21 protein-coding genes are annotated in these 23262 nt (G+C 68.2%); 13 read left to right on the top strand and 8 right to left on the bottom strand.

The window, feature by feature from the left end; all coding sequences use genetic code 11:
• The first annotated feature begins 115 nt into the window (after positions 1–115).
• From accC to Mschef_RS01270, 4 genes are all read left to right on the top strand, one after another.
• Positions 116–1486: an acetyl-CoA carboxylase biotin carboxylase subunit gene (accC, locus tag Mschef_RS01285; protein WP_081126046.1), complete on the top strand. Its 1371-nt coding sequence runs from the start codon at positions 116–118 to the stop codon at positions 1484–1486.
• Positions 1487–1854: 368 nt separating this feature from the next.
• Positions 1855–2292 (top strand): rhodanese-like domain-containing protein, encoded by a 438-nt coding sequence (locus tag Mschef_RS01280; RefSeq protein WP_081126755.1) that lies wholly within the window; start codon positions 1855–1857, stop codon positions 2290–2292.
• Positions 2293–2361: 69 nt separating this feature from the next.
• Positions 2362–3264 carry a 50S ribosomal protein L11 methyltransferase gene (prmA, locus tag Mschef_RS01275; protein WP_081126754.1) on the top strand — a complete coding sequence of 301 codons (903 nt, stop codon included), beginning with the start codon at positions 2362–2364 and terminating at the stop codon, positions 3262–3264.
• Between the two features lie 79 nt (positions 3265–3343).
• Entirely contained in the window at positions 3344–5998 is a 2655-nt protein-coding gene (locus Mschef_RS01270; RefSeq protein WP_081126045.1) for a M16 family metallopeptidase, read from the top strand.
• Positions 5999–6089: 91 nt separating this feature from the next.
• Here the strand turns inward: Mschef_RS01270 and uvrD are convergent, their stop codons facing one another.
• The 5 genes from uvrD to polA form a co-directional block, all read right to left on the bottom strand.
• Positions 6090–8279 (bottom strand): DNA helicase II, encoded by a 2190-nt coding sequence (gene uvrD, locus Mschef_RS01265; protein ID WP_081126044.1) that lies wholly within the window; start codon positions 8277–8279, stop codon positions 6090–6092.
• Positions 8280–8519: 240 nt separating this feature from the next.
• The gene (locus tag Mschef_RS01260) at positions 8520–8738 is read right to left on the bottom strand and encodes a hypothetical protein (RefSeq protein WP_081126043.1); all 219 of its coding nucleotides are present in this window, start codon (positions 8736–8738) and stop codon (positions 8520–8522) included.
• Positions 8739–8784: 46 nt separating this feature from the next.
• On the bottom strand, positions 8785–9351 hold the full coding sequence (locus Mschef_RS01255; protein WP_081126042.1) for a TIGR00645 family protein: 567 nt from the start codon (positions 9349–9351) through the stop codon (positions 8785–8787).
• Positions 9352–9427: 76 nt separating this feature from the next.
• A complete protein-coding gene (locus Mschef_RS01250) occupies positions 9428–10483 on the bottom strand; it encodes a saccharopine dehydrogenase family protein (protein WP_081126041.1) in 1056 nt (351 codons plus the stop codon).
• Between the two features lie 322 nt (positions 10484–10805).
• The gene (gene polA / locus Mschef_RS01245) at positions 10806–13562 is read right to left on the bottom strand and encodes a DNA polymerase I (RefSeq protein WP_081126753.1); all 2757 of its coding nucleotides are present in this window, start codon (positions 13560–13562) and stop codon (positions 10806–10808) included.
• A 120-nt stretch (positions 13563–13682) separates the two neighbouring features.
• Here polA and Mschef_RS01240 point away from each other — a divergent pair, with 120 nt between their 5' ends.
• On the top strand, positions 13683–14129 hold the full coding sequence (locus Mschef_RS01240; protein WP_081126040.1) for a DUF2782 domain-containing protein: 447 nt from the start codon (positions 13683–13685) through the stop codon (positions 14127–14129).
• A 25-nt stretch (positions 14130–14154) separates the two neighbouring features.
• Here Mschef_RS01240 and purH read toward each other — a convergent pair whose 3' ends face one another.
• The 3 genes from purH to Mschef_RS01225 all read right to left on the bottom strand — a co-directional run bounded on the left by purH (position 14155) and on the right by Mschef_RS01225 (position 17463).
• A complete protein-coding gene (purH, locus tag Mschef_RS01235) occupies positions 14155–15735 on the bottom strand; it encodes a bifunctional phosphoribosylaminoimidazolecarboxamide formyltransferase/IMP cyclohydrolase (protein WP_081126039.1) in 1581 nt (526 codons plus the stop codon).
• Between the two features lie 126 nt (positions 15736–15861).
• The gene (locus tag Mschef_RS01230; protein WP_081126038.1) at positions 15862–16140 is read right to left on the bottom strand and encodes a helix-turn-helix domain-containing protein; all 279 of its coding nucleotides are present in this window, start codon (positions 16138–16140) and stop codon (positions 15862–15864) included.
• Positions 16141–16275: 135 nt separating this feature from the next.
• On the bottom strand, positions 16276–17463 hold the full coding sequence (locus Mschef_RS01225) for a zinc-ribbon and DUF3426 domain-containing protein (RefSeq protein ID WP_081126037.1): 1188 nt from the start codon (positions 17461–17463) through the stop codon (positions 16276–16278).
• Between the two features lie 11 nt (positions 17464–17474).
• Here Mschef_RS01225 and Mschef_RS01220 point away from each other — a divergent pair, with 11 nt between their 5' ends.
• The 8 genes from Mschef_RS01220 to Mschef_RS01185 all read left to right on the top strand — a co-directional run bounded on the left by Mschef_RS01220 (position 17475) and on the right by Mschef_RS01185 (position 23202).
• The gene (locus Mschef_RS01220; protein ID WP_081126036.1) at positions 17475–17900 is read left to right on the top strand and encodes a hypothetical protein; all 426 of its coding nucleotides are present in this window, start codon (positions 17475–17477) and stop codon (positions 17898–17900) included.
• A 152-nt stretch (positions 17901–18052) separates the two neighbouring features.
• Positions 18053–19285 carry a tyrosine-type recombinase/integrase gene (locus Mschef_RS01215; protein ID WP_081126035.1) on the top strand — a complete coding sequence of 411 codons (1233 nt, stop codon included), beginning with the start codon at positions 18053–18055 and terminating at the stop codon, positions 19283–19285.
• Positions 19286–19378: 93 nt separating this feature from the next.
• The gene (locus Mschef_RS01210) at positions 19379–19948 is read left to right on the top strand and encodes a hypothetical protein (protein ID WP_136256487.1); all 570 of its coding nucleotides are present in this window, start codon (positions 19379–19381) and stop codon (positions 19946–19948) included.
• A 123-nt stretch (positions 19949–20071) separates the two neighbouring features.
• Complete coding sequence (locus tag Mschef_RS01205) at positions 20072–20269, top strand: helix-turn-helix transcriptional regulator (protein ID WP_081126033.1); 198 nt, start codon at positions 20072–20074, stop codon at positions 20267–20269.
• On the top strand, positions 20266–20607 hold the full coding sequence (locus Mschef_RS01200) for a hypothetical protein (protein WP_081126032.1): 342 nt from the start codon (positions 20266–20268) through the stop codon (positions 20605–20607). The genes Mschef_RS01205 and Mschef_RS01200 overlap by 4 nt, the downstream gene beginning before the upstream one ends.
• Positions 20604–22007, top strand: coding sequence for a DUF3987 domain-containing protein (locus Mschef_RS01195; protein WP_081126031.1), 1404 nt, complete (start codon positions 20604–20606; stop codon positions 22005–22007). The genes Mschef_RS01200 and Mschef_RS01195 overlap by 4 nt, the downstream gene beginning before the upstream one ends.
• Positions 22008–22260: 253 nt before the next feature.
• Positions 22261–22464, top strand: a complete 204-nt coding sequence (locus Mschef_RS17025) for a hypothetical protein (protein WP_136256488.1) — start codon at positions 22261–22263, stop codon at positions 22462–22464.
• A 69-nt stretch (positions 22465–22533) separates the two neighbouring features.
• On the top strand, positions 22534–23202 hold the full coding sequence (locus tag Mschef_RS01185) for a hypothetical protein (protein WP_081126029.1): 669 nt from the start codon (positions 22534–22536) through the stop codon (positions 23200–23202).
• Positions 23203–23262 lie beyond the last annotated feature (60 nt).

Raw genomic sequence — 23262 nt, 5'->3', positions numbered from 1 at the left:
TCCTTGCCACGCGAAAATCGCATCGCATCGCAGCGCGCCGGCGCCGCCGTGCAGCCATCCCGGCTTGGGTCGAGTCCCGAGTTCCGAGTTCCGAGTTCCGAGTCCCGGTGCCCCCATGCTTGAAAAAGTCGTCATCGCCAATCGCGGCGAAATCGCGCTGCGCATCCTGCGCGCCTGCCACGCGCTGGGCATCAAGACCGTGGCCGTGCACTCGGTCGCCGACCGCAACCTCAAGCACGTGGCCATGTCCGACGAGGCCATCTGCATCGGCCCGGCGGCACCGCGCGAGAGCTACCTCAACGGCCCGGCCATCATCGCCGCCGCCGAGGTGACCGACGCCGACGCCATCCATCCCGGCTACGGGTTCCTCAGCGAGAACGCCGATTTCGCCGAGCAGGTCGAGCAGTCCGGCTTCGTGTTCATCGGTCCGCGCGCCGAGACCATCCGCACGATGGGCGACAAGGTCGAGGCCATCCGCGCCATGAAGGAAGCCGGCGTGCCCTGCGTGCCCGGCTCCGGCGGTCCGCTGCCGGCCGATGACATGGACACCTGCCGGCGCTTCGGCCGCGAGATCGGCTACCCGGTGATCATCAAGGCCGCCGGCGGCGGCGGCGGTCGCGGCATGCGCGAGGTGCGCAACGAGGCCGAGCTGGAAACCGCGGTGCAGCTGACGCGCAGCGAGGCGCAGGCGGCGTTCGGCAATCCCGAGGTGTACATGGAGAAGTTCCTCGAGAACCCGCGCCACATCGAGATCCAGGTGCTGGCCGACGGCCAGGGCCACGCCATCCACCTGGGCGAGCGCGACTGCTCGATGCAGCGCCGCCACCAGAAAGTGGTCGAGGAATCCCCGGCGCCGGGCCTGTCCGCCGAACAGCGCGAGCGCATCGGCGCGGTGTGCGTGGACGCCTGCCTGCGCATCGGCTACCGCGGCGCCGGCACCTTCGAGTTTCTGTATCAGGACGGGCAGTTCTATTTCATCGAGATGAACACGCGCATCCAGGTCGAGCATCCGGTGACCGAGATGGTCACCGGCATCGATCTGGTGCGCGAGCAGTTGCTGATCGCCGGCGGCGAGGCGCTGCGCATCCAGCAGAGCGACATCGTGATGCGCGGCCACGCCATCGAGTGCCGCATCAACGCCGAGGACCCCGACACCTTCATGCCCTCGCCGGGCTGTGTCACTACCTTCCACGCGCCCGGCGGTCCCGGCGTGCGCATGGAAACGCATTTGTATTCGGGCTACCGCGTGCCGCCCAACTACGACTCGATGATCGGCAAGCTGATCTGTCACGGCAACGACCGCGGCATCGCGCTGGAGCGCATGCGCGTGGCGCTGGGCGAGCTGATCGTCGAGGGCGTGAAAACCAACATTCCGCTGCAGTTGCGCATCATGGCCGATGCCGGTTTCCGCAAGGGCGGGCAGAACATCCACTACCTCGAGAAACGCCTGCTCGAGCGCAAGGACAAGGGCATCAAGCTGGGCTGAGAGGCTGTAAAAAAATCGCCCGCCTGCTGCGACCGCCGCCAGACGCCCGTGCCGGCGGCGCGCTGCGGGAAAATCCGGGTCATTTGGCTTACCAAACTCCCCGGATTTGCCCACAACGCACCTTGTCCCGAACGCCTGGCGACGCTCTCGCTACGGCGCTCGAATTTTTCACAGCCTCTGCCGCGGGCGTGGCCCGGGGTGATCGTCGAGCCTACGAAAGACTCACGCCGCGTGTGCATGATCGGCAATGCACGGCTTCATTCAGCGCCGTTTGGAACCGCGCGCCGTCGCGCTTGTCCATGCATGGTGCGCTGCGAAATCGAGCGCAAGCGCGCCCCGCCTGCAGCGAAGCACCCATGGATCTTGCGATGACCCCGAATTCCGAACCTCGCGCCGTTGTGCTGGCCGATGCGCCGATCGAGCGCAGCGCCAGCGAGGCCCTGGCCATGGCGCGCCAGGGCGCGGCCTGTCTGATCGATATTCGCCAGCCCTTCGAGCTGGAGCTGAAAGGCGCGTTGCCCGATACGCTGCATGTGCCGTTCTTTCATTTCAAGCAGCACCTGGGCCTGAGCCTGGATGAGGAAGAACAGGAGATCCTCGATGCCGACGCGCCGGGCGAACTGGACCGCAGCGAGTTCGTCGAGAATATCGAGTTGCTCGAGCGGCGCCGCGACGTCCCCCTGCTGCTGGTCTGCAACAGCGGGCGCCGCAGCTTGATCGCCGCGCACCTGCTGCGCGGCATCGGCTATCCGCAGGCCTGTTCGGTACGCGGTGGCATGCACGCGCTGCTGCATGAGATGGACTGAACGACGCCCGCTTTGCCGGCGCGCATGGATGTCCGATCATGGCGTCTGCCCCGCCACCACGCCGCGCGCATGCCCTTTCTCGAACTTGCACTCGCCCTGCCCAGCAACCTGCAGCGACGCGCCGAACAGGCGCTGGAGGATCTCGGCGCGCTGGCCGTGACCCTCGCCGATGCGCGGGCTGACACGCCCGACGAGAGCGCCATCTACGAACCCGGCGTGGGCGAGACGCCGCTGTGGGCAACGCTGTGCATGCAGGCCTTGTTCGCCGCCGAAGTGGATCGACGCGGGTTGCTGGCGGCGCTGTTCGAGTTGCTGCCCGAGCTGGCGCCGGAACTTGTCGAGGTGCGCGAAGTGCCCGACCAGGACTGGACGCGCGCGTGGATGGACCGCTACCAGCCGATGCGTTTCGGCCAGCGGCTGTGGGTGTATCCGTGGAACATCGAACCCGCGGATCTGGACGCCGATGCCGTGGTCCTGCGCATGGACCCCGGGCTGGCTTTCGGCAGCGGCACGCATGCGACCACGGCGCTGTGCCTGGAGTGGCTGCAGGCGCAGGATCTGCGCGGCAAGACGGTACTGGATTACGGTTGCGGCTCGGGCATCCTCGCCATCGCCGCGCTGAAACTTGGCGCGGCCAGCGCGATCGGCGTGGACAATGACCCGCAGGCGCTGATCGCCAGCCGCGACAATGCCGAGCGCAATGAGGTTGCCGCGCAGCTCGCGGTGCATGCGCCCGAGGCCTTGCCGGCGCCGCGCTGCGACGTGCTGGTGGCCAACATTCTCGCCGCGCCGCTGCTGCAACTGGCGCCGCGGCTGCTGGCCGCGCTGGCGCCGGGCGCGGCGTTCGCGCTGTCCGGCGTCCTCGTCGGGCAGGCCGAGGAAGTGCGCGCGCACTACGCCGCGCTGGGTGCGGTCGGGCTGGACATCGCGCGACGCGAGGACTGGGCGCGGATCAGCGGCCGGCGCGGCTGAACCCGCCGCGCGGGGAACCGCTCGCGTCAGGCGCGGTCAGTAGGTGAGCGCCATGCGGCGCGGCCTTCAGGGAGATCGCATGCACACCTGGTCACGCTGGCTGAGCGCCGCATGCCTGCTGGCGCTGCCGCTGCTGGCCGCGGCGGCGCAACCTGGGGTGGTGCGCGCCACACTGGACAACGGCCTGCGCGTGGTGATCGTGCGTAATACGCTGGCGCCGGTGGTCACCACGCAAGTCAGCTATCTGGCCGGATCGGACGAGGCGCCGGCGGGTTTCCCCGGGACCGCGCATGCGCTGGAGCACATGATGTTCCGCGGCAGTCCGGGCCTCACGCGCGATCAACTGGCGGTGATCGGTGCCGGCATGGGCGGCGATTTCAACGCCTTCACCACGCAAGCGGTGACCTCGTACTACTTCACCGCGCCGGCGCAGGATCTGGATGTGGCGCTGCACATCGAGGCGCTGCGCATGCGCGGGCTGGATCTGAGCCCGGTCGGCTGGGCCAGGGAGCGCGGCGCGATCGAGCAGGAAGTCGCGCGCGACCTGTCCGATCCGTTCTACGTATTCAACACGCAACTGCTGGCGGCGATGTTCAAGGGCACGCCCTATGCGCACGATGCACTGGGCACGCGGCCCTCGTTCAACCGGACCGGGGCGCCGCTGCTGAAAAAGTTCTATGACACCTGGTACGCACCCAACAACGCGATCCTGGTGGTGGCTGGCGATGTCGATCCGGCGGCCACGCTGACCGAGATCAGGAGCCTGTTCGGCGCGATTCCGCGCAAGCGCCTGCCGGCGCGGCCGCGCTACGACTTCCAGCCGGTGGCTGCGGCAACGCTGCATTACCCCACCGATTACCCGGTCGGCGTGGCGGTACTGGCGTATCGCATGCCCGGGCTGAAGGCCGGCGACTACGCCAGCGCCGATATCCTGGCGCGCGTGCTGGGCAGCCAGCGCGGCGCTTTGTACGCGCTGGTGCCGCAGGGCAAGGCCTTGTTCGCCAGCTTCCAGAGCCAGTTCCTGCCACGCGCCGGTATCGGCTATGCCGTGGGTGCATTTGCCAAGGGCGGCGATGCCGAGGCGCTGTTGGCACAGATGCGCGCGATTCTGGCCGGCTACGCCGCGCACGGCGTGCCCGCCGATCTGGTCGCCGCGGCCAAGCGCAAGGCCATCGCGCAGTTGGCATTCCAGAAAAACTCGATCACCGGCCTGGCCAATGCGTGGACCCACGCGCTGGCCTTCCAGGGTCTGGACTCGCCCGAGGACATGGCCGCGGCCTACGCCGCGGTGACCCCGGCCGCGGTGGATCGTCTCGCGCGCAGCGTGTTGCAGCCGGCGCATGTGATTACCGCGATCCTTACCCCCGAACCTTCGGGCAAGCCGGTCGCCGGCAAGGGCTTCGGCGGCGCCGAAAGCTTCGCCGCGGCGCCCGAAAAACCCGTGGCGCTGCCGCACTGGGCCGACGCCGCACTCGATCAGCTGGCGCTGCCGAAGTCCACGCTGCAGCCGTACTCCACGACGCTGGCCAACGGCCTGCGCCTGATCGTGCAGCCGGAGAACATCAGCGACACCATCACCGTGCTCGGCAGCGTGCGCACGCAGCCCGACCTGCAGCAACCCAGGGGCCAGGACGGCGTCGGCGAGGTGCTCTCGGGCCTATTCAACTTTGGCACGACGACGCTGGACCGGCTGGCGTTCCGCAAGGCGCTGGACGACATCGCCGCCAGTGAAAACGCCGGCTACAGCTTTGCCATCGCGGCGCCATCCGCGCACTTCGCGCGCGCGGTGCAGCTGCTGGCCGACAACGAGTTGCACCCGGCGCTGCCCGAGGCCGCCTTCAGGATCGTGCGGCAGCAGACCGCGCAGGCGCTGGCCGGGCAGATGGACACGCCGGATTATCTGTTTGCACGCGCCATCAAGCAGGCCTTGCTGCCGGTCCATGACCCGGCGCTGCGCGAGGCCACGCCGGCTTCGGTGATGAAACTCAGCTACGGTGATGTCAGAAACTACTACGCGCAGATCATGCGCCCGGACCTGACCACGATCGTGGTGATCGGCAAGGTCACCCCCGCGCAGGCGCTGCGCGTGATCAGCGCGCAGTTTGCCGGCTGGCGGGTGCCGGGCGCCAGGCCCGAGCTGGATCTGCCGGCGGTGCCGCCCAACCGGCCCGCGCAGCGCGTGGTGCCGGACAAGACCAGCGTGCAGGACACCGTGGCGCTGGTGCAAAACACACCGCTGACGCTGCGCGATCCAGCGCGCTATGCGCTGACCGTGGGCAACCAGGTGCTGGGTCAGGGCGGTTTCGCCTCGCGGCTGTGGCGCGATCTGCGCGTCAAGACCGGGCTGGTGTACGGGGTCAGCTCCAGTTTCGATATCGGGCGCACGCGCTCGACCTACCGGGTGACGCTGGGTTGCGATGCGGACAAGGTGGGCCAGGCGCGCGCCATCGTGGTGCGCGATATCGAGCAGATGCAGCAGCAGCCGATCAGCGCGCTGGAACTCAAGCGCGCGCAGGGCATGCTGATCCGGCGCATTCCGCTGGGCGAGTCCAGCATCAACGCCATCGGCGGCGCGCTGCTGTATTACGCGCAGCACGATCTGCCGCTGGACCAGGCCAGCATCGCCGCGCGGCAATATCTGCACGTGACGGCGCCGGAAATCCGGACTGCTTTCGCCAAGTACATCAGGCCCAAGGATTTCGTCGAGGTGGTCAAGGGGCCGGCGCCACGCTGATCCGCGACCAGGCCTGGCGGATGGCACGACGTCTTCGTCGTCCCCGCACAGGGCCCGGTGATGAACTGCGCGTTCCGGGCCCCGGTTTGCCTCAGCACGCCTCCAGCCGGGCGTAGGCCAGCACCAGCCATTTGCTGCCGGCCTGGGCGAAATTGATCTGTACGCGTGTGTGCGCACCGCCGCCTTCGGCAGCGGTCACCACGCCCTCGCCGAACTGCGCGTGGCGCACGCGCTGGCCGAGGCGCAGCGCGGGCAAATCCGTCTCTTCTTCCACTGCGTGCGCGCGTGCTGGCGCATACAGCGGCCGGCTGACCTGCACGCGCGGGCGCACCTCGTCGATCAGTGCCGCGGGCAGCTCGGCGAGAAAGCGCGAGGGCCGCGCCAGCATCTCGGTGCCGTGCAGGCGCCGCGACTCGGCGTAGCTCAGCAGCAGGCGCTGGCGCGCGCGCGTCAGGCCGACATAGGCGAGGCGGCGCTCTTCTTCCAGGCGGCCGTCCTCGTCCAGCGATTTCTGGCTGGGGAACAGGCCTTCCTCGAGTCCGACCAGGAACACGATGGAAAACTCCAGGCCCTTGGCCGCATGCAGCGTCATCAGCTGCACGCAGTCCTGGCCGGCCTCGCCCTGCGCCTCGCCGGCCTCCAGCGCGGCATGACCGAGGAAGCTGGCCAGCACGCCGAGGCCGGCCTCGACGTCTTCCGGGCCGGGCTCGAAGCGCGCGGCGACGCTGATCAATTCGTCGAGATTTTCGACGCGCGATTCGGCGTTGCCGCGGCTGTCTTTTTCGTAGAACGCACGCAGTTCGGACAGCGCCAGCATCTGCGCGACATGCTCGGCCAGGGTCAGGCCGCCACTGGCATCCGGCGCGCTGGCGGCGATGCGCTGGATCAGCTCCATGAAACCGCGCAGCGCGTTGCCGGCGCGCGCGCTGAGCGCGGACTTGTCGGCCAGCAGCAGGCTCGCCGCCTGCCACATCGCCACGCGCGCCGCGCGTGCGTGGGTGCGCAGCGTGTCCAGGGTGCGCTCGCCGAGGCCGCGCGGCGGCGTGTTGACCGCGCGCTCGAACGCGGCATCGTCATTGGGATTGGCGGCCAGGCGCAGATACGCCAGTGCATCGCGGATCTCGGCGCGCTCGAAAAAGCGCAGGCCGCCGTACACGCGGTAGCCGATGCGCTGCTGCATCAGCTGTTCCTCGAACACGCGCGATTGCGCGTTCGAGCGATACAGGATCGCGCAATCGTCGGCGCGGCCGCCGCCATCGAGATGCTCGGCGATGCGCTGCACCACATGCCGTGCCTCGTCCAGCTCGTTGTAGGCGGCGTACAGGGCGATGCGCGCGCCGTCCGCGCCCGCGGTCCACAGCTGCTTGCCCAGGCGCGAGCCGTTGTGCGCGATCAGCGCGTTGGCGGCCTTGAGGATGGTCGCGGTCGAGCGATAGTTCTGCTCCAGACGCAGCGTGCGCGCGCCCGGAAAATCGCGCAGGAAGTGCTGCACGTTCTCCACGCGCGCGCCGCGCCAGCCGTAGATGGCCTGATCGTCATCGCCGACCGCGAACACCTGACCCGTGTTGCCGGCGAGTACGCGGATCCACGCGTACTGCAGCGTGTTGGTGTCCTGGAACTCGTCGATCAGCAACTGCCGCCAGCGCTCGCGGTAGTGCGCCAGCAGCGCGGGCTGCTCGAGCATCAGTTCGTGGGCGCGCAGCAGCAGCTCGGCGAAATCCACCAGCCCGGCGCGGCGGCAGGCCTCTTCGTAAGCGCGATAGATGTCGATCTGCGCGCGCGTCTGCGGATGACCGCGATCCTCGAGCATGTCCGGACGCCGGCCCTCGTCCTTCCATGCATTGATCTGCCAGGTGGCCTGGCGCGGCGGATGGCGCGCTTCGTCCAGACCCAGGCCGCTGATCACGCGCTTGACCAGGCGCTGCTGGTCGTCGGCGTCGAGGATCTGGAACATCTGCGGCAGGCGCGCCTCCTGCCAGTGGCGGCGCAGCAGGCGGTGCGCGATGCCGTGGAAGGTGCCCACGCTGAGCCCCTGCGTGCGCCCGGCCAGCAGCGCGTCGAGGCGCCCGCGCATCTCGCCGGCGGCCTTGTTGGTGAAAGTCACCGCGAGGATTGCCCACGGCGGCACACGCTCGACCTCGATCAGCCAGGCGATGCGGTGGGTCAGCACGCGGGTCTTGCCGGAACCGGCCCCGGCCAGCACCAGCAGGTGGCCGGCGGGCGCGCTGACCGCTTCGCGCTGGGCCGGGTTGAGCGCGTCGAGCAGGTGCGAGACATCCATGCGCGCATTGTATCGGTCGCGCCCGGGGCGCAGCGCGTGGACGGTGCCTGCCAACGCCGGCACATCCCGGCGCGTGTGGCTGCACGGGCCATCCGGATGGCCTTGCCGGATTTCCTGCGCAGTCAGGACAGCAACCCGGCATCAGGCCGGCTGCACGCGCGGGCTGCCCAGGCGCGTCTGCGGCGTGCGCACGCCGCGCGCGGTTTCGTTGGAACCGCGTGAGTTACGCGTGGGTCTTGTTCAGCGTCGCCGCATCGCACCGGCGCCGATCAGTACCACGCCGATCACGATCAAGCCGTAGCCGATGGGCGCCGGAATGCTTTGCTCGCTGGTGGTTTTCAGCGTCAGCGAGCCGATACTGGCGGCGGTTTGGGTGCGTTCGTAATGACCGTGGCCAAAGCCGATCCACAAGCCGCCGAGGGCGAATAGCAGTCCGATCACGATGAGGGTTGCGCGCATTGCACTGCTCCTGGGTTTGGCATGGGGAATCGAATGGTGGGTTACCTCAGGCATGCGCTGCGGCGCGTGCCGGCGGACTCATGATGCGGTCGATCAGGGCGATGGCCACGGCCGAGACCACGAAGGTCAGATGCAGGACCAACTGCCAGAAGATCACGCGGTCGGGCAGTTCGCTGGCCTTGATGAACGTCGCCAGCAGGTGGATCGAGCTGATGCCGATGATGGCCGTGGCCAGCTTGACCTTGAGCACCGCGGCGTTGACGTGGCTGAGCCACTCCGGCTGGTCCGGGTGGCCTTCCAGGCGCAGGCGCGAGACGAAGGTCTCGTAGCCGCCGACGATGACCATGATCAGCAGGTTGGAGATCATCACCACGTCGATCAGGCCGAGCACCGTCAGCATGATCATCACTTCCGGCGAATACGGCCCGGGGCCGCCGCCACCGCCCAGCAGGGTGGTGTCGATCAGATGCCACAGCTCGCGCAGGAACTGCACCACGTAAATGGCCTGCGCCACGATCAGGCCCAGATACAGCGGCAACTGCAGCCAGCGCGAGGCGAAGATCAGGTAGGGCAGCGGGGCGAGGCGGCGGCTGGAATGGGTTTGGGTCGTCATGCGTGGCGTGGTGTGGCGCGCAGGTGGGCGTAAGCGGAGTGTATACGCGCTCGTTGCGCCTGCCATCTGGCGCAGGTCATGCCGCTGTCGCGATGCGCTGCACGCCAGGCAGGTCCAGCACGAATTCGGCGCCCAGCCATTGCGCCGGCGTCCAGTACCCCGACGCGGGCGGTTGCAGCAGCATGCGCTGCACGATGGCCAACGCGGCATCCACGGTCAGCGCGTAGCCGTTGGGTGCGTCCAGCTCGATGCGCGCCACGCTGCCGTCGGCGCTGCGCGCTTCACCCCAGACATGGCTGCGACTGCGCGCGCGCGTCTCGGCATCGGGGCCGGACACGTCGCGCGCGATGCGCGCCAGCAAATACCGCGTCACCGGTTTGAAGCCCAGCAGCGGCCGCAGCCAGCGCATGCGCTTGAGCGTCGCGATCGCGCGCGGCGGCAACACCATGTAGGTCTCGATGTTGGCGATACCGGTGGACACCCACGCGGTGTACAGATCGCCCCACGGGATGGTCACCGCCAGCCGCGTCTGGCCGTCGCGCGTGAAGCCGCGTGTTTTCCACGCCAGCGGCACCGGCTGCAGTTGCCCGCGCATACGCGCGCGACCACCGTTGCGCGCGCCTTCGAGGCTGGTCCTGGCGGTGCCCGGACTCATGCCGCCGCCACCCTCGATGGCGAGGATCAACTCGTCGGCGCGCGGCAGCATGTGCTTGAGCATCAGCGCCACGCAATCGGTGGGCACCACGTCGAAACCCACGCCGGGCAGCACCACGATGTCCGCGGCCTGCGCGCGCTCATGTTGCGCATGACAGTGCGCGAAGCTGTCGATCTCGCCGCTGATGTCCAGATAATGCGCGCCGTTGGCCAGACACGCTTCCAGCAGCGGTGCGGCCGTGGCCGAAAAGGGCCCGGCACAGTTCAGCACCAGATCCATGCCCTCCAGGCTCGCTGCGATCGAGCGCTGGCCCAGCAGCGGAAAGATGCGTTTTCCGAGGCCCAGCCGTTGCGCCAGCGGCCCCACCGTTTCGCGGTCGCGCCCGGCCAGCAGCGGGTGCATGCCGGCGGCGGCGGCGGCGGCGGCGATCAGTGTGCCGGTGTAGCCATTGGCGCCGTAAATCATCCAGGGTTTCATGCGCGGCCTCCCGTGCCGACAGCGTCCGCGATGCTAGCAGGCGTGGCGCGAAGCGGCCCGATTCGTGGCGCGCATAAAAAACAACCCCGGGAGCCAGGGGGGAGCTCTCGGGGTTGGGGTGGAGTCAGCACCAGGGGAGGGATCTGACTCCGTGAGGCCCGCACCAGGGGAGGGGAAACGAGCCTCGGGGACGCCGTTGCGTGCGTCCGAAAAATTAGATGGCGATGCCCGGCGAAAGTTCAAAGCCGCGCGCTGAAAACGTTTACTTTCGATTCATTGGCATGCAAATCAGGAAGATGGCGATTCTGCAGCGCCGGCGGCCTCAATGCGCCTGCCCCCAGTTGGCACCATGACCGGCTTCGACCAGCAGCGGCACGGCCAGTTCGGCGGCGGCCTGCATGCGTGTGATCAGGCCGGCCTTGATTTCGTCCAGCGCGCCCAGTTTGACCTCCAGCACCAGTTCGTCGTGCACCTGCATCAGCAGGTTGGCGTCCGTGCGCGGGGCCAGCCAGGCGTCCACGGTGATCATCGCGCGCTTGATGATGTCCGCCGCCGTGCCCTGCATGGGCGCGTTGACCGCGGCGCGCTCGGCACCGGCGCGGCGCGCGGCGTCGCGTGATTTCAGCTCGTCCAGATACAGGCGCCGACCGAACAGGGTCTCGACGTAGCCGTCGCGCTGCGCCTGCGCGCGGAGCGCGTCCATGTAGACGCGCACGCCGGGATAGCGCTCGAAATAGCGGTTCATGTACGCCTGTGCCTCGCCGCGGCCGATGCCGAGCTGGCGCGCCAGACCAAAAGCACTCATGCCGTAGATCAGGCCGAAGTTGATCGCCTTGGCGGCGCGGCGCTGATCGCTGCTGACGTTGTCTGGCGTGGTGCCGAACACCTCGGCGGCGGTGGCGCGATGGATGTCTTCGCCGCGCTGGAACGCCGCGCGCAGACCCGCATCGGCGGACAGGTGCGCCATGATGCGCAGTTCGATCTGCGAGTAGTCGGCGGACACGACCACCCAGCCCGGCGGCGCAATGAACGCGGCGCGGATCTCACGCCCTTCCTCGCTGCGCACCGGAATGTTCTGCAGGTTCGGATCGGACGAACTCAGGCGCCCGGTGGCCGCCACCGCCTGGTGATAGCTGGTGTGCACGCGGCCGCTGCGCGGATTGATCATGGCCGGCAGTTTTTCGGTGTAGGTCGAGCGCAGCTTGGCCAGCATGCGGTAGTCGAGGATCAGCCCCGGCAGCGGATGTGCGTCGCGGATCGACTCCAGTGCCTCCTCGTTGGTGGAAGGCTGGCCGCCCGGTGTTTTCACGTGCACCGGCAGGCCCAGCTTGTCGAACAGGATGGCCTGCAGTTGCTTGGGCGAGTCGAGATTGAACGGCTGCCCGGCTTCGCTCTCGGCGCGCTGGGTCAATTCATGCATGCGCGCGGCCAGGGTCTGGCTCTGCCGGCGCAACTGGTCGGCGTCGATCAGTACGCCGTGGCGCTCCATGCGCGCCAGCACCGGCACCAGCGGCAGTTCGATATCCTCGTAGACGCGGCGCAACCCGGGCAGGCTTTGCAGACGCGGCCACAGTGCGTGGTGCAGACGCAAGGTGATGTCGCTGTCCTCGGCGGCGTAACGCGTGGCGGTGTCCACGTCGACCTGCGCGAATGGAATCTGCCGGGCGCCCTTGCCGGCGACCTCCTCGAACTTGATCGTGGTGTAGCCGAGGTAGCGCCGCGCCAACGAGTCCATGTCGTGGCGCGTGGCGGTGGCGTTCCACACGTAGGACTCGAGCATGCTGTCGTGCGCCACGCCGCGCAGCGCGATGCCGTGATTGACCAGCACCTCCATGTCGTACTTGGCGTTTTGCAGCAGCTTGGGCCGCGCGGGGTCTTCCAGCAGCGGCTTGAGCACGGCCAGTACCTGCGTGCGCTCGAGCTGCGCCGGCGCGCCGGGGTAGTTGTGCGCCAGCGGCACGTAGGCGGCCACGCCCGGCTGCACGGCGAAGGACACGCCGACGATCTCGGCGTCGATCGCAGCCAGCGAGGTGGTTTCGGTATCGAAGGCGATCAGCGGCGCGCCGCGCAGTTGTTCGAGCCAGGCGTCGAGCTGCACCTGCGTGGTGATTTGCGTGTAGGTGCCGGGTGCGGCCAACGCCGGATCGGGCACGTCCTCATGTGTGGCCAGGGTGGCGGCCCGCGGCGGCTTGGCGCGCTCCCGCGTCGCCGCTGGCGGCACGGTGTCGCCGTTATCGTCGCGCTCAAGCGCCGCCAGCGCGTTGTTGAAACCGTAGCGCTGGTACAGCGCGCGCAGGGCATCGACATCGCGCGCGCGCGGCGCGAGCTGCCCGGGCGCGACATCCAGTTCGAGCGCCGTGCGGATCGTGGCCAGGTCGCGCGAGCGCGGCAGCCAGGCCAATGCCGCGCGCAGGTTCTCGCCCAGCTTGCCGGGCACGGCATCGGCGTGGGCCATCACGCCGTCCAGATCGCCGTAGTCGGCCAGCCACTTGGCGGCAGTCTTGGGCCCGCACTTGTCCACGCCGCGGATGTTGTCGACCTTGTCGCCCATCAGCGCCAGGTAATCGACGATGCGTTCCGGCGCCACGCCGAATTTCTCCAGCACGCCCGCGCGATCGAGGCGGCTGCGGTCCATGCTGTTGACCAGGGTCACGCGCGGGCCGACGAGTTGCGCGAAATCCTTGTCGCTGGTGGAGATCTCCACATCCATGCCCGTCGCCGCCGCGCGCGCGGCCAGCGTGCCGATCACGTCGTCAGCCTCGACGCCCGGCACGCGCAGCGTCGGCAGGCCCAGCGCCTGCACGATGGCCAGCATCGGTTCGACCTGCGCGCGCAGATCCTCCGGCATCGGCGGGCGGTTGGCCTTGTAGGCAGGATCAATGGCCTCGCGGAAAGTCGGCCCCGCGGCATCCAGCACGAAGGCCACGTGGTCGGGCCTGGCCGCCAGCGTGGCGCGCAGCATGTTGACCACGCCAAACAGCGCGCCGGTGGGCTCGCCGGCGGCGTTGCTCAGTGGTGGCAACGCGTGGAAGGCGCGGTACAGGTACGAGGATCCGTCGATCAGCACGAGCTTGGACATGCCACATTGTCGCATCGTGATGCCGCGCACGCGGTGTTCGAGTCGGGCCTTGCCCCGGCGCACGCCGACCACACCTTGCAAGGTATAGGCTTGCGTCGTCAGCTCAATGGAGATTTCGTCATGGCCAGAAAGTCCACGCAAGCCCTGTTGCTGATCGGCGTCCTGCTGGCCGGCAGTGCCGGCGCGCAAAGCGCGCCGCCGATGCCGTCGGGCAGCATCCCGCCACCGCCGGACCTGGATCAGCCCGTGCAACCGCAGGCACTGCCGCCGCAACCGCCACCGCCCACGCCGGCGCAGGCTGCCAGCGCGCTGCGCGCGTCACTGGCGCCGACGCTGCCACCGCACGACGCCATGGGCCAGCCGCCGCCGACAGTGAGCGTGCGCAAGGTGCAGGGCGACGTGGTTGAGGAATATCGCGCCGGCGGCAATCTGCTGATGATCCGCATCATCCCCAGGCATGGCCCGGTGCAGACCTTCTACGCCAACGCGCAAGGCCGCCTGCAGCGCAACGAACATGAAGGCCCGGTGCAGCCGGTGTTCTACACGATCTACCAGTGGGGCCACTGACAGTCGGGCCGCTGAGTCCGCACGCTCAGTGGCGGAAGTGGCGCACGCCGGTGAACACCATGGCCATGCCGTGCGCGTCGGCGGCGGCGATCACCTCCGCATCGCGCAGCGAGCCGCCGGGCTGGATGACCGATTGCAGTCCGGCCGCGGCCGCGGCATCGATGCCATCGCGGAACGGGAAGAATGCATCCGAGGCCAGCACTGCGCCGCTCAGATCCAACCCGGCTTCCGCGGCCTTGAGCGCGGCGATGCGCGCGCTGATCACACGGCTGGTCTGCCCGGCTCCGATGCCCAGTGTGTGGCCGCCCCTGGCATAGACGATGGCATTGGATTTGACATACATGGCCACGTGCCAGGCGAACAGCAGATCGCGCAGTTCGTCAGCGCTGGGCACGCGCCGCGTGACCACTTTCAGGTCGGTCAGCAGCAGCGTGTCGCGATCGCTGTCCTGCACCAGATAACCCCCGGCGATGCGCTTGAGTTCACGCACGGGCGTGGCCTGCGCAGGCCACGCGCCGGTGGCGAGCACGCGTACGTTGGGCTTTTTCGCCAACGCCGCCTGCGCCTCGGCGCTGATGTCCGGCGCCAGCACCACCTCGACGAACTGCTGCGCGAGGATGGCCTGCGCGGTGGCGCCGTCGAGCGCCTGATTGAACGCGATGATGCCGCCGAACGCCGAGGTGGGATCGCAGGCATAGGCGGCCTGGTAGGCGGCGCCGATGTCCGCGCCCAGCGCCACGCCGCAGGGGTTGCCGTGCTTGACGATGACGCAGGCCGGGGTGCGCTGGAACGCCTTCACGCATTCGAGCGCGGCATCGGCGTCGGCCAGGTTGTTGTACGAAAGCTCCTTGCCGCCGAGCACGCGCGCCGTCGCGGCCAGGCCCTGGCCGGCGCCGGCTTCCAGATACAGCGCTCCGGCCTGATGCGGGTTCTCGCCATAACGCAGGCTGCGTGCGCGGCGCAGCGCCAGATGCAGCGTCGGTGCAAACGGCTCGCCGCGTGCGTTTTCGATCTGCGCGCCGAGCCAGTCGGCGATGAGTCCGTCGTAACGCGCGGTGTGCGCATAGGCCTTGGCGGCCAGGCGCCGGCGCAGCGCCAGCGAGGTGCCGCCCTCGTTGCGCAGGGCCTCGATCAGCGTGGCGTAATCGGCGGGGTCGACCGCCACTACAACGTGGGCGTGATTCTTGGCCGCCGCGCGCAGCATGGCCGGGCCGCCGATGTCGATGTTTTCGATGGCCTCGTCCAGGGTGCAGTCGGGCCGTGCGATCGTCTGCTCGAACGGGTACAGATTGACGATCAGCAGGTCGATCGGCGCGATGCCGTGCTCGGCCATCACCGCTTCGTCAATACCGCGCCGGCCGAGCAGACCGCCGTGCACTTGCGGATGCAGCGTCTTGACGCGGCCATCCATGATCTCGGGAAAGCCGGTCAGCTCGCGCACCTCGCGCACCGGCAGGCCAGCCTCGCGCAGGCTGCGCGCGCTGCCGCCGGTGGAGATCAATTCCACGCCCAGCGCATCCAGCGCACGCGCCAGATCGATCAGCCCGTGCTTGTCGGAAACGCTCAGCAAGGCGCGCCGCACCGGCGCCAGCGTGGTGTCGAACATGATGCACTCCAGATGGGGGCATCGACCGATGCCGGATCGGATCCGCGTGGTTGACTGCCTGCTGCGTGATGCCCCGAGCGCGGAATCGAGCCGTTGATTATAAGGCGCGCGAGGCGATTGCAGCGCTCAATCCAGCCCGTGCTGGCCGAGCTTCTTGCGCAGCGTGGCGCGATTGATGCCCAGCGTTGCCGCGGCGCGGCTCTGGTTGCCGCCGTGCCATGCCAGCACCTCACGCAGCAGCGGCGCTTCGGCGCTGCGCATGACCAGATCGTGCAGCTCGGCATCGGCGGCGTTGCCATCGAGATCGCGCAGATAACGGCGTACCAGCTGCGTGACACACTGCGCAAGCGCGTTGTCGCCGCAATCGCTCGTGGCGGTGCTGGGTTTTGCGGAAGCGGCTGACATGGAATCCAATCCCCTGGGGCAGTTCGCGTGCGGCGCGTTGTGGTTGCAACACCGTCACGCCCCGGCAGTGAGCGGGGGGAAAGAAGTTTACTCGCGTCCTCCAGCGCTGTCAGGCACGATTCTCGACGCGGATGCTCAACGCGCATGGATCGCGAAGGCCACCGCCTGACGGCCGGGATCATGCACCTCCAGACTGATCGCCGCGCTGGCGCCGGCAGGCAGGCCGCGCGCCGCCAGCACGGCGCTGCCAAGATACGCGTCGGGCGCGAACACGCGTTGTGCTACCGGCTTGCCGGACAGGTCAGAGAGGCTCACCTCGAGCTGGGGATACGGTTGCGTCCACGGTGCACGGTTGTGGAGCGTGGCGCTGATCAGCAGCGCGCCGGGTACCTCGGGATGCGGGCGGATGTCGCGCGCGCCTAGTTGCAGCAGCGCCAGATCGCGCACCTGCGGCGGCGGCACATGCAGTATTTGGCAGGCACGTCGCAGCCATGGGCGCGTGAGCGCGTTTTGCGTCAGCGCAGCGCGTTCGATCCACACCAGTTGCGCGCCCAGGCCGAGGGTCAGCAGCAGTGCCAGCAATCGCCACAGCCAGCGCGTGCCGCGGCGGCGGTGGCGCGCGAACTCCGGCGCGGCAACCGGCACGGCCCCATCTGCAAGTTGCGCCGGCATGGCACGCGCGATCGCATCAACGATGGCGGCATCGTGAGCAGCGCTGCCGGCCGCAGCCGGGGCAGTGGGTTCCGACGTCGGTGCGAATGCGCGCGCGGTGTCCGCATCGGCGTGGCTATCCGGCGCTGCGGCGAGTTCTGCACCTGCATCGCCGCCGTCGCTGCGCGGCATCAGTCCGACCACCTGCGGCGTATCCTGCACCAACACTGCGGCCGGCGCGGGTGGTACCGGCATCTGCGCTGCCGACTCGGCGGCCGCGTGTGCGGCCGCGGCCAGCGCGGCGGGGAGCTCGGGCGGCGTCATCAGCGCATCGAGCTGGGGTGCCGGCGCCGTGCCGTCCTGACGCGGCAGGGTCACATAAGGCTCGGGTGGCAATTCGTCGCATAGCGTCGGCAGCGCATCGAACAGGGCGGTGCACTGTCCGCAGCGCACGTGCCCGCGCGCGCTGCCAACACGCTCGGCCTCAATCACGAACACGCTCAGGCAATGCGGACACTGGGTGTACATGGCGTGAGTGTAGCCCGCCTGAAACAGTGCACTGCGCGAGTTGTAGCGCGCGCGCAACAGACACGCCGGCAGCGCCGATTTGCGCTGCCGCGCTGCGCGCGCGCTGTTAGCGTCATCGGTGCAGGGGCTGCGTTTTTCATGCAAGGGGAATATCGATGAGCAACAAGCAATGGTGCGCCGGTGTGGCCTTGGCGCTGGTCGGCGCAATGAGCGCCGATGCGACTTCGTACCTGGTGCTGGGCCGCAGCGGCAGCAATGCGCAAACCCTGCAGACACGGATCGAATCCACGCCCGGTGGCACGCTGCAGCGCGCCCTGCCCGGTCTGCTCACCTTCGCGGTGCAGTCGGATGACGCGGCCTACCCGGCGCGCTTGCGCGCCCTGCCCGGCGTGCAGTACGTGGCGCCGGATCGCATGTTCACCCTGGGCGAGCCACGCCAGGTGCCGCTGGCGGCGGATGCCGCCGAGGCCGCGGCGCAAATGCAGCGTGCACTGGCTGCTGGCGCGCCGCGCGCGTTGAGCGGCGCCGTGGATCAAAGCCTGCTGGCCGGCAATGCGCTGTATCAGATACAGTGGGATTAGTTACGTCAAGAAACATGCCAAAACTTCATGAACGGCTGACTTCCCTGCTAGATAGAGGCTTCTAGCGTTCTACACTGTCCCGTTGCGTTGCAGGCGATGCCGGCGCATACTGCCCCCATAGTGGCCCAGATCGGGCCTGCGGCGAGGCAGACATGGCACGCATCCCCCTCAACATCCTGGCCGTGCGATCACTGAAGCCGGCAGCCAAGCGCTACGACATCGGTGTTGCGGGCTACAAGGGCCTGTGGCTGCGGATCAATCCGAGCGGCCACAAGAGCTTCATGCTGCGCTTCGGGCAGAGCGGCAAGAAGATGATGCTTCAGGCACCTTGGACCGACCTTGCCGCCGTTGCGGCTGAGTGTGCCGAGCTGCGCCGCCAGTTCCGCGCCGGCATTGATCCACGCGATGCGCGCGAACGCCAGCAGGCCGCGGCGCGCCAGCAGCAGCAGGCGCAGGAATCGCGCCTCACGGTGCAAAGACTGGCAGAGCGTTATCTGGACGGCCACGCCTGCTTCAAGCGCAGCGGCAAAGAAGATGGCCGCATGGTGCGCGTCATGGTGCTCCCTGCGCTTGGCGATCAGTACGCCGACGAGGTGCAGCGTCGCCATGTCCGCGAGCTGGTCGAGGATGTCGCGCAGCGTGCGCCGGCAGCAGCCAATCGCCTGCTGGGCCTGCTGCACAAGATGTTCAACTTCGGCATCGAGAAAGACCTGGTGACGATGAATCCCTGCGCTGGCCTCAAGAAGCCGGGCAGAGAAACACCACGCGAGCGCGTGCTGGATACCGCCGAGGAGCTGCGCGCATTCTGGGCGCTGACCGATCCGGCGGCAGGCAAGTTGCCCGAGCATGCCGGCCTGGCGCTGCGGTTCCTGCTGCTGTCCGGCTCGCGCAGCGGCGAGGTGTGCGGAATGACATGGGCCGAGATCACGCCCGAGGCCGATGCATGGCTGCTGCCGCCCACACGCAGCAAGAACGGCAAAGCGCACCTGTTGCCGCTGACGGACACAATGCGCGAGATCATCGCCAGCAGGCCAATCACAGAGCGACCGATATTCTGGTCGCCTGCCGCGCGCCTGGACTCACACCAGCTCGCCAAATTGTTGAGGGAAGCCATGGTTAAGCACTGGACCGGGCAACCCTTCCGCACGCATGACCTGCGCCGATCCGCAGAGACGGGCATGGCCGCTGCTGGCGTGCTGCGCGAGGTCAGGGATCAAGTGCTGAATCACGCGGTCGCCGGCATGGGCGCCAAGGTCTACGACCGGTTCGATTACATGCCGCAGAAACGTCTAGCGCTGGAGACCTGGGAACGCCGGCTGCACGCGCTGCTGACCGGTTCCACGGCAAAGAACGTGACCCCCCTGCGGCGCCCGCGTAGCGCCTGAGTTCAATCGCCACGGCTAGGCCGGCCAGCCGAAAAGGGATGCGCACCTATCCCCTGCCGTGGCGCCTTATCGGTGCTGCTGGAGAGTGCGGGCATGCCGAAGTCAAAGAATCCGAAAATCACCCTTGAGGCGGCGCAACGCAGAGCCGTCTTGTGGCCTGCGACTGCTCAGATCGCGGAAGCCTTGCGCAACCCGCTGCCGCCTACCCCGGAGACTGAGGCGAAAGCAACTCGCCGCGTCGCAGCCTGGAGCGCGGCATGGGCACAGACGCCGGAACTGGTGCGCGCGAAATTCGAGTGGCTTGAAGAGCGTGTGTCCGAGCTGCTGCGCGATAGCAACGAGCTGCACCGTCTGAAGGATCGACTGGCGCAAGAGCGCTACAAGCAGGATGCGCGCACGGCCAAAGGCGGGAGGGAACCGATGGCGACCGATGAAGAAATCACCGCCGCGCTGGCTATGGCGGGCAGCAATCTGGGTGCGCGTCACACCGTGATGCGGCTGGACCTGGAGACCGCCGCGATCTTGAACGCCAGTCGCACGAAGGACGGTCGAGAACTGATCGCACCCGCCACCGTGGCCGATGCGCGCCGTCGGCTGGGTAACACCAATATCGCCAAACCCAAGGTTGCCAGACGCCGCCAGGCGAAAGCTGGGCCATCCTGAAACCGCACCACGAAAAAGGCCAGCGGTGCGCTAACACCGCCGGCCCCTTGAAACCGCCGCGCTAAGGCGACGCCCTGGACAGGGGCAACAGTTTAGCGCGGCCAGCCCCAGGAGGGCCGCGTCATGATTGAACGGCATTACAGCGTTGCCGATCTGTGCGAACAGCTCGGCATCGGTCGCACCACCTTGTGGAGAATGGTCCGCGATGGCCGGATACAGCCGCCGCGCCGACTGTCGGCCGCCCGGGTGGCGTGGCCGCAGTCCGAGGTGGACGCTTATCTCGCGAACTGCCAGCGCAGCCGCGCGGGGGGGGCCACATGAAACGGTGCCCTTTCGGTGCCGAGATCGCGGCCATCATCGGCAGCGGCAAAACGCCCGACGTGAGGTTATACGCTGGGCCGCCGGCGCACAGGTGGTCGCGCGCGCTGGCACGGCGCGCCCTCGTTGGAGCTGCCACAGCGACGTTGCTGCCCCCTGGCGACGATCCGCGCTCAATCCGTTGGCCGGGGTGCCCGATCGTCGCTGACGTGACGGGACTTGCTGGCGATCAGATCCATGCGCTCGCCGAAGCCTTGGTGCGCGACGGCGCGCCGCTCGCCTACTTGATCGACCTCACCGACGCCAGCCGCTCGCTGCGCGTGGTCGAGGAGGGCGCATGATCACCACAATTGCCATGCGACGTAGCGCCGAGCCTTTCGCCGAACGTCTGCCCATTGCGCAAGCTCTGGAACGCGCCGCTGCGCTGCTGCTGCCTGAGGCGACTGCACCTGAGACTGTGTACCCGCTCGCCGCACTCGGCCCGCTCGCAGACGCCGCGCGCGATCTGGCGGCAGGAGCACAAGTTGATGTCGCGATGGCAGGCCAATCGCTGCTTGCTGCGGCAGCGCTGCTGACCCAGAGCACGGCCAATGTGCGATCGCTCGATGGCGCGATCAAGCCGCTGGCGCTCTACGCACTGACCATCGCCAACAGCGGCGATGGCAAGGACTCGGGCGACCGCGTTGCATTGCACCCCGTGCACGAATTCCAGCGGGAAGCTGGCCGAGCCTATGGGCGCGCGCTGGCGCAGGTGGCATCCGAAAAGGCCACGCGCAAGAAGAACGATCCGCCGATCGAGAAACCGATACCACCGTTTCGGCTGTGCGCGGACGCTACGATAGAAGGTCTCCGGCGATCCTTCGATGAAGGTGTGGCATCGCAGGGGTTATTCTCGACCGAGGGCGGCGCGGTCCTAGCTGGTCACGGCATGACGCCAGAGAATCGAACGAAGACCGCCGCAACGCTTTGCGGGCTGTGGGATCGGGGGCATCTATCCGTCGTGCGCGCAGGGGAAGGCCGGACGGAACGCTACGGCATCCGCCTGTCCTCGCACCTGCTGCTGCAGCCCGCGGCGCTGGGCGACGTGCTGGCCGATGAGTCGCTGGCCGGAATCGGTTTCTGGCCGCGCTTCTTGCTGGCGTGGCCGGCACCATTGGCACCGCGAAAATTTCGACCATGGCGCCCGAACGCCAGCGCGGCGGTAATGACCTACACCTGCCGAGCAAATGAGCTGCTGGACCGGCCTGTTCCCGACGACTGCGACGCGCTCCCGATCATCGAGCCCACGCCCGAGGCCACAGCTATGCTCGCGGCGTTTTTCGAGCGCATGGAAGTCGAAGCGCGGCGCGGCGATCTGCGCGACGTTCGACCGTTTGCCCTACGTGCCACCGAGCTGGCTTGTCGCGTCGCCGGCGTGTTGGCGGCGTGGACTGGCGCCGACAAGCTGGAGGCCGAAAACGCCCGTGACGGCATCGCGGTCGCGGCGTACTCGCTGGACACCTGGCAGGCAGCCCTTGCAGGCAAGGCGGACCCGGCGCCCGGTTGGGCGATGACCTTGTACAGGTGGCTTGCAGCGCGCGCTGAGCCCACGCTGCTGCGCGACCTCACGAAACTTGCGCCGGCCAGCGTGCGGCCATCGGCGCGGCGAGATCAAGCTATCGACCGGCTGAAAAGCGCAGGCTTGGTGGACGTAACCGACGGCAGCATTCTCGCGCAGGGGGTGACCCATGCGCGCCAGTGAGATGGTCGCCGACCTGCTGCGGAATGGATGCCCAGCCCCGACCCATGCGGAACCTGCGGATCGTGCGGATACCCGCGCCACGCCTAGCTCTGCGGGTTTGCGGACAGTTGCGGACAGTTGCGGACGGTCGCCCGAAGCTGAACGGGCACTACCCCACATCCGCAAACATCCGCAAGCATCCGCAACACAGCAAACCCAAGCCACGCCTAGCGATCCGCAGGTTCCGCAGGTTCCGCAGCCCACGGTTCCGACAATGGCATTTCAGCGCCACCGCCTGATCGCCGCCGCAGTCGCCCAAGGCATCGACCGCAGCATCATCGACCGGCTCGATGACCTCGATGTAGACGGGTGCCAGTGGCTCGATGAACCCGGCCTGCGCCGCTACGCCCAGATCGTGCAGGAAAACCACCTGGCTGCGCGCGGTGTCGCGATCCTTCACCCCCTCGCAAAACCCTAGGTTCAGACCCGCCCCGGGCCTGCGCCTGTAGTTCAATCGCACCATCACGAACCAACCAAAGGATTCCCCATGAAAATGACCGAGAACCGCCAGCAGCTCGCCGATGCGATCGCCAACGTGAAGGCAGCCGCCGAGGCTGAGGCCGTCGTGCGCGATCACCACAACAAAATCGCCGCAATCGCCGAGCGCGAGACAGAACTGCGCGGCCAGCTCGAAGCGGCACAGCGCGAGCATTCGCAAGCCTTGGTGCAGTGGGCATCCGCCGGCGGCCAAGGCGATGCGCCCGAGGCGCCGGAAGCCGTCGAGAAACTTGCCAAGGCGCTCGCTGCGGCATCGCGTGAAACCGATGCGTCAAAGGAGGCCGTGGCCCAGCACGCGGAAACACTCGCCCAAGCTCAGGCCGTCACCGCGCAGGCGGTGCTCCTTTTCCGCACTGCTCGCGAGCGCGTCCTGGCCGACGACTTCCGCGTTCTTGGCGCCGAATACCGGCGGCGTGTCGCCGAGTTGCTGGCGCTCAAAGAGCACATCGCCGGCACAATCCCGATCGTGCGTGAGTTCCGCGACGAAGTTCCAAATCTGACGCGTGTGTTCGCCCCGGTCTCCGATGCGCTGGGGGCGTTCCCTGTGCTCGAAAAGGGCGGCGCGGAGTACAGCCGCAATGCCTGGCGCACCTACATCGCCCAGCTCGCCAGCGATCCGGCTGCGCAGCTCGCGCCGGCGCCGACTGCCACAGCATGACGGTTTGGCGCCCCTGTGCGTTCCGGCCTTGCATGGGCCGCCTCGCGCACAGTGGGCGCC

Source organism: Metallibacterium scheffleri (genome assembly GCF_002077135.1).
GTDB lineage: Bacteria > Pseudomonadota > Gammaproteobacteria > Xanthomonadales > Rhodanobacteraceae > Metallibacterium > Metallibacterium scheffleri.
This window is presented reverse-complemented; position numbering and strand designations above follow the sequence as displayed.

Bases quoted from the DNA above. Each gene is read 5' to 3' on its own strand.
- accC (WP_081126046.1), top strand. From the start codon at position 116: ATGCTTGAAAAAGTCGTCATCGCCAATCGCGGCGAAATCGCGCTGCGC.
- Mschef_RS01280 (WP_081126755.1), top strand. From the start codon at position 1,855: ATGACCCCGAATTCCGAACCTCGCGCCGTTGTGCTGGCCGATGCGCCG.
- prmA (WP_081126754.1), top strand. From the start codon at position 2,362: ATGCCCTTTCTCGAACTTGCACTCGCCCTGCCCAGCAACCTGCAGCGA.
- Mschef_RS01270 (WP_081126045.1), top strand. From the start codon at position 3,344: ATGCACACCTGGTCACGCTGGCTGAGCGCCGCATGCCTGCTGGCGCTG.
- uvrD (WP_081126044.1), bottom strand. From the start codon at position 8,279: ATGGATGTCTCGCACCTGCTCGACGCGCTCAACCCGGCCCAGCGCGAA.
- Mschef_RS01260 (WP_081126043.1), bottom strand. From the start codon at position 8,738: ATGCGCGCAACCCTCATCGTGATCGGACTGCTATTCGCCCTCGGCGGC.
- Mschef_RS01255 (WP_081126042.1), bottom strand. From the start codon at position 9,351: ATGACGACCCAAACCCATTCCAGCCGCCGCCTCGCCCCGCTGCCCTAC.
- Mschef_RS01250 (WP_081126041.1), bottom strand. From the start codon at position 10,483: ATGAAACCCTGGATGATTTACGGCGCCAATGGCTACACCGGCACACTG.
- polA (WP_081126753.1), bottom strand. From the start codon at position 13,562: ATGTCCAAGCTCGTGCTGATCGACGGATCCTCGTACCTGTACCGCGCC.
- Mschef_RS01240 (WP_081126040.1), top strand. From the start codon at position 13,683: ATGGCCAGAAAGTCCACGCAAGCCCTGTTGCTGATCGGCGTCCTGCTG.
- purH (WP_081126039.1), bottom strand. From the start codon at position 15,735: ATGTTCGACACCACGCTGGCGCCGGTGCGGCGCGCCTTGCTGAGCGTT.
- Mschef_RS01230 (WP_081126038.1), bottom strand. From the start codon at position 16,140: ATGTCAGCCGCTTCCGCAAAACCCAGCACCGCCACGAGCGATTGCGGC.
- Mschef_RS01220 (WP_081126036.1), top strand. From the start codon at position 17,475: ATGAGCAACAAGCAATGGTGCGCCGGTGTGGCCTTGGCGCTGGTCGGC.
- Mschef_RS01215 (WP_081126035.1), top strand. From the start codon at position 18,053: ATGGCACGCATCCCCCTCAACATCCTGGCCGTGCGATCACTGAAGCCG.
- Mschef_RS01210 (WP_136256487.1), top strand. From the start codon at position 19,379: ATGCCGAAGTCAAAGAATCCGAAAATCACCCTTGAGGCGGCGCAACGC.
- Mschef_RS01205 (WP_081126033.1), top strand. From the start codon at position 20,072: ATGATTGAACGGCATTACAGCGTTGCCGATCTGTGCGAACAGCTCGGC.
- Mschef_RS01200 (WP_081126032.1), top strand. From the start codon at position 20,266: ATGAAACGGTGCCCTTTCGGTGCCGAGATCGCGGCCATCATCGGCAGC.
- Mschef_RS01195 (WP_081126031.1), top strand. From the start codon at position 20,604: ATGATCACCACAATTGCCATGCGACGTAGCGCCGAGCCTTTCGCCGAA.
- Mschef_RS17025 (WP_136256488.1), top strand. From the start codon at position 22,261: ATGGCATTTCAGCGCCACCGCCTGATCGCCGCCGCAGTCGCCCAAGGC.
- Mschef_RS01185 (WP_081126029.1), top strand. From the start codon at position 22,534: ATGAAAATGACCGAGAACCGCCAGCAGCTCGCCGATGCGATCGCCAAC.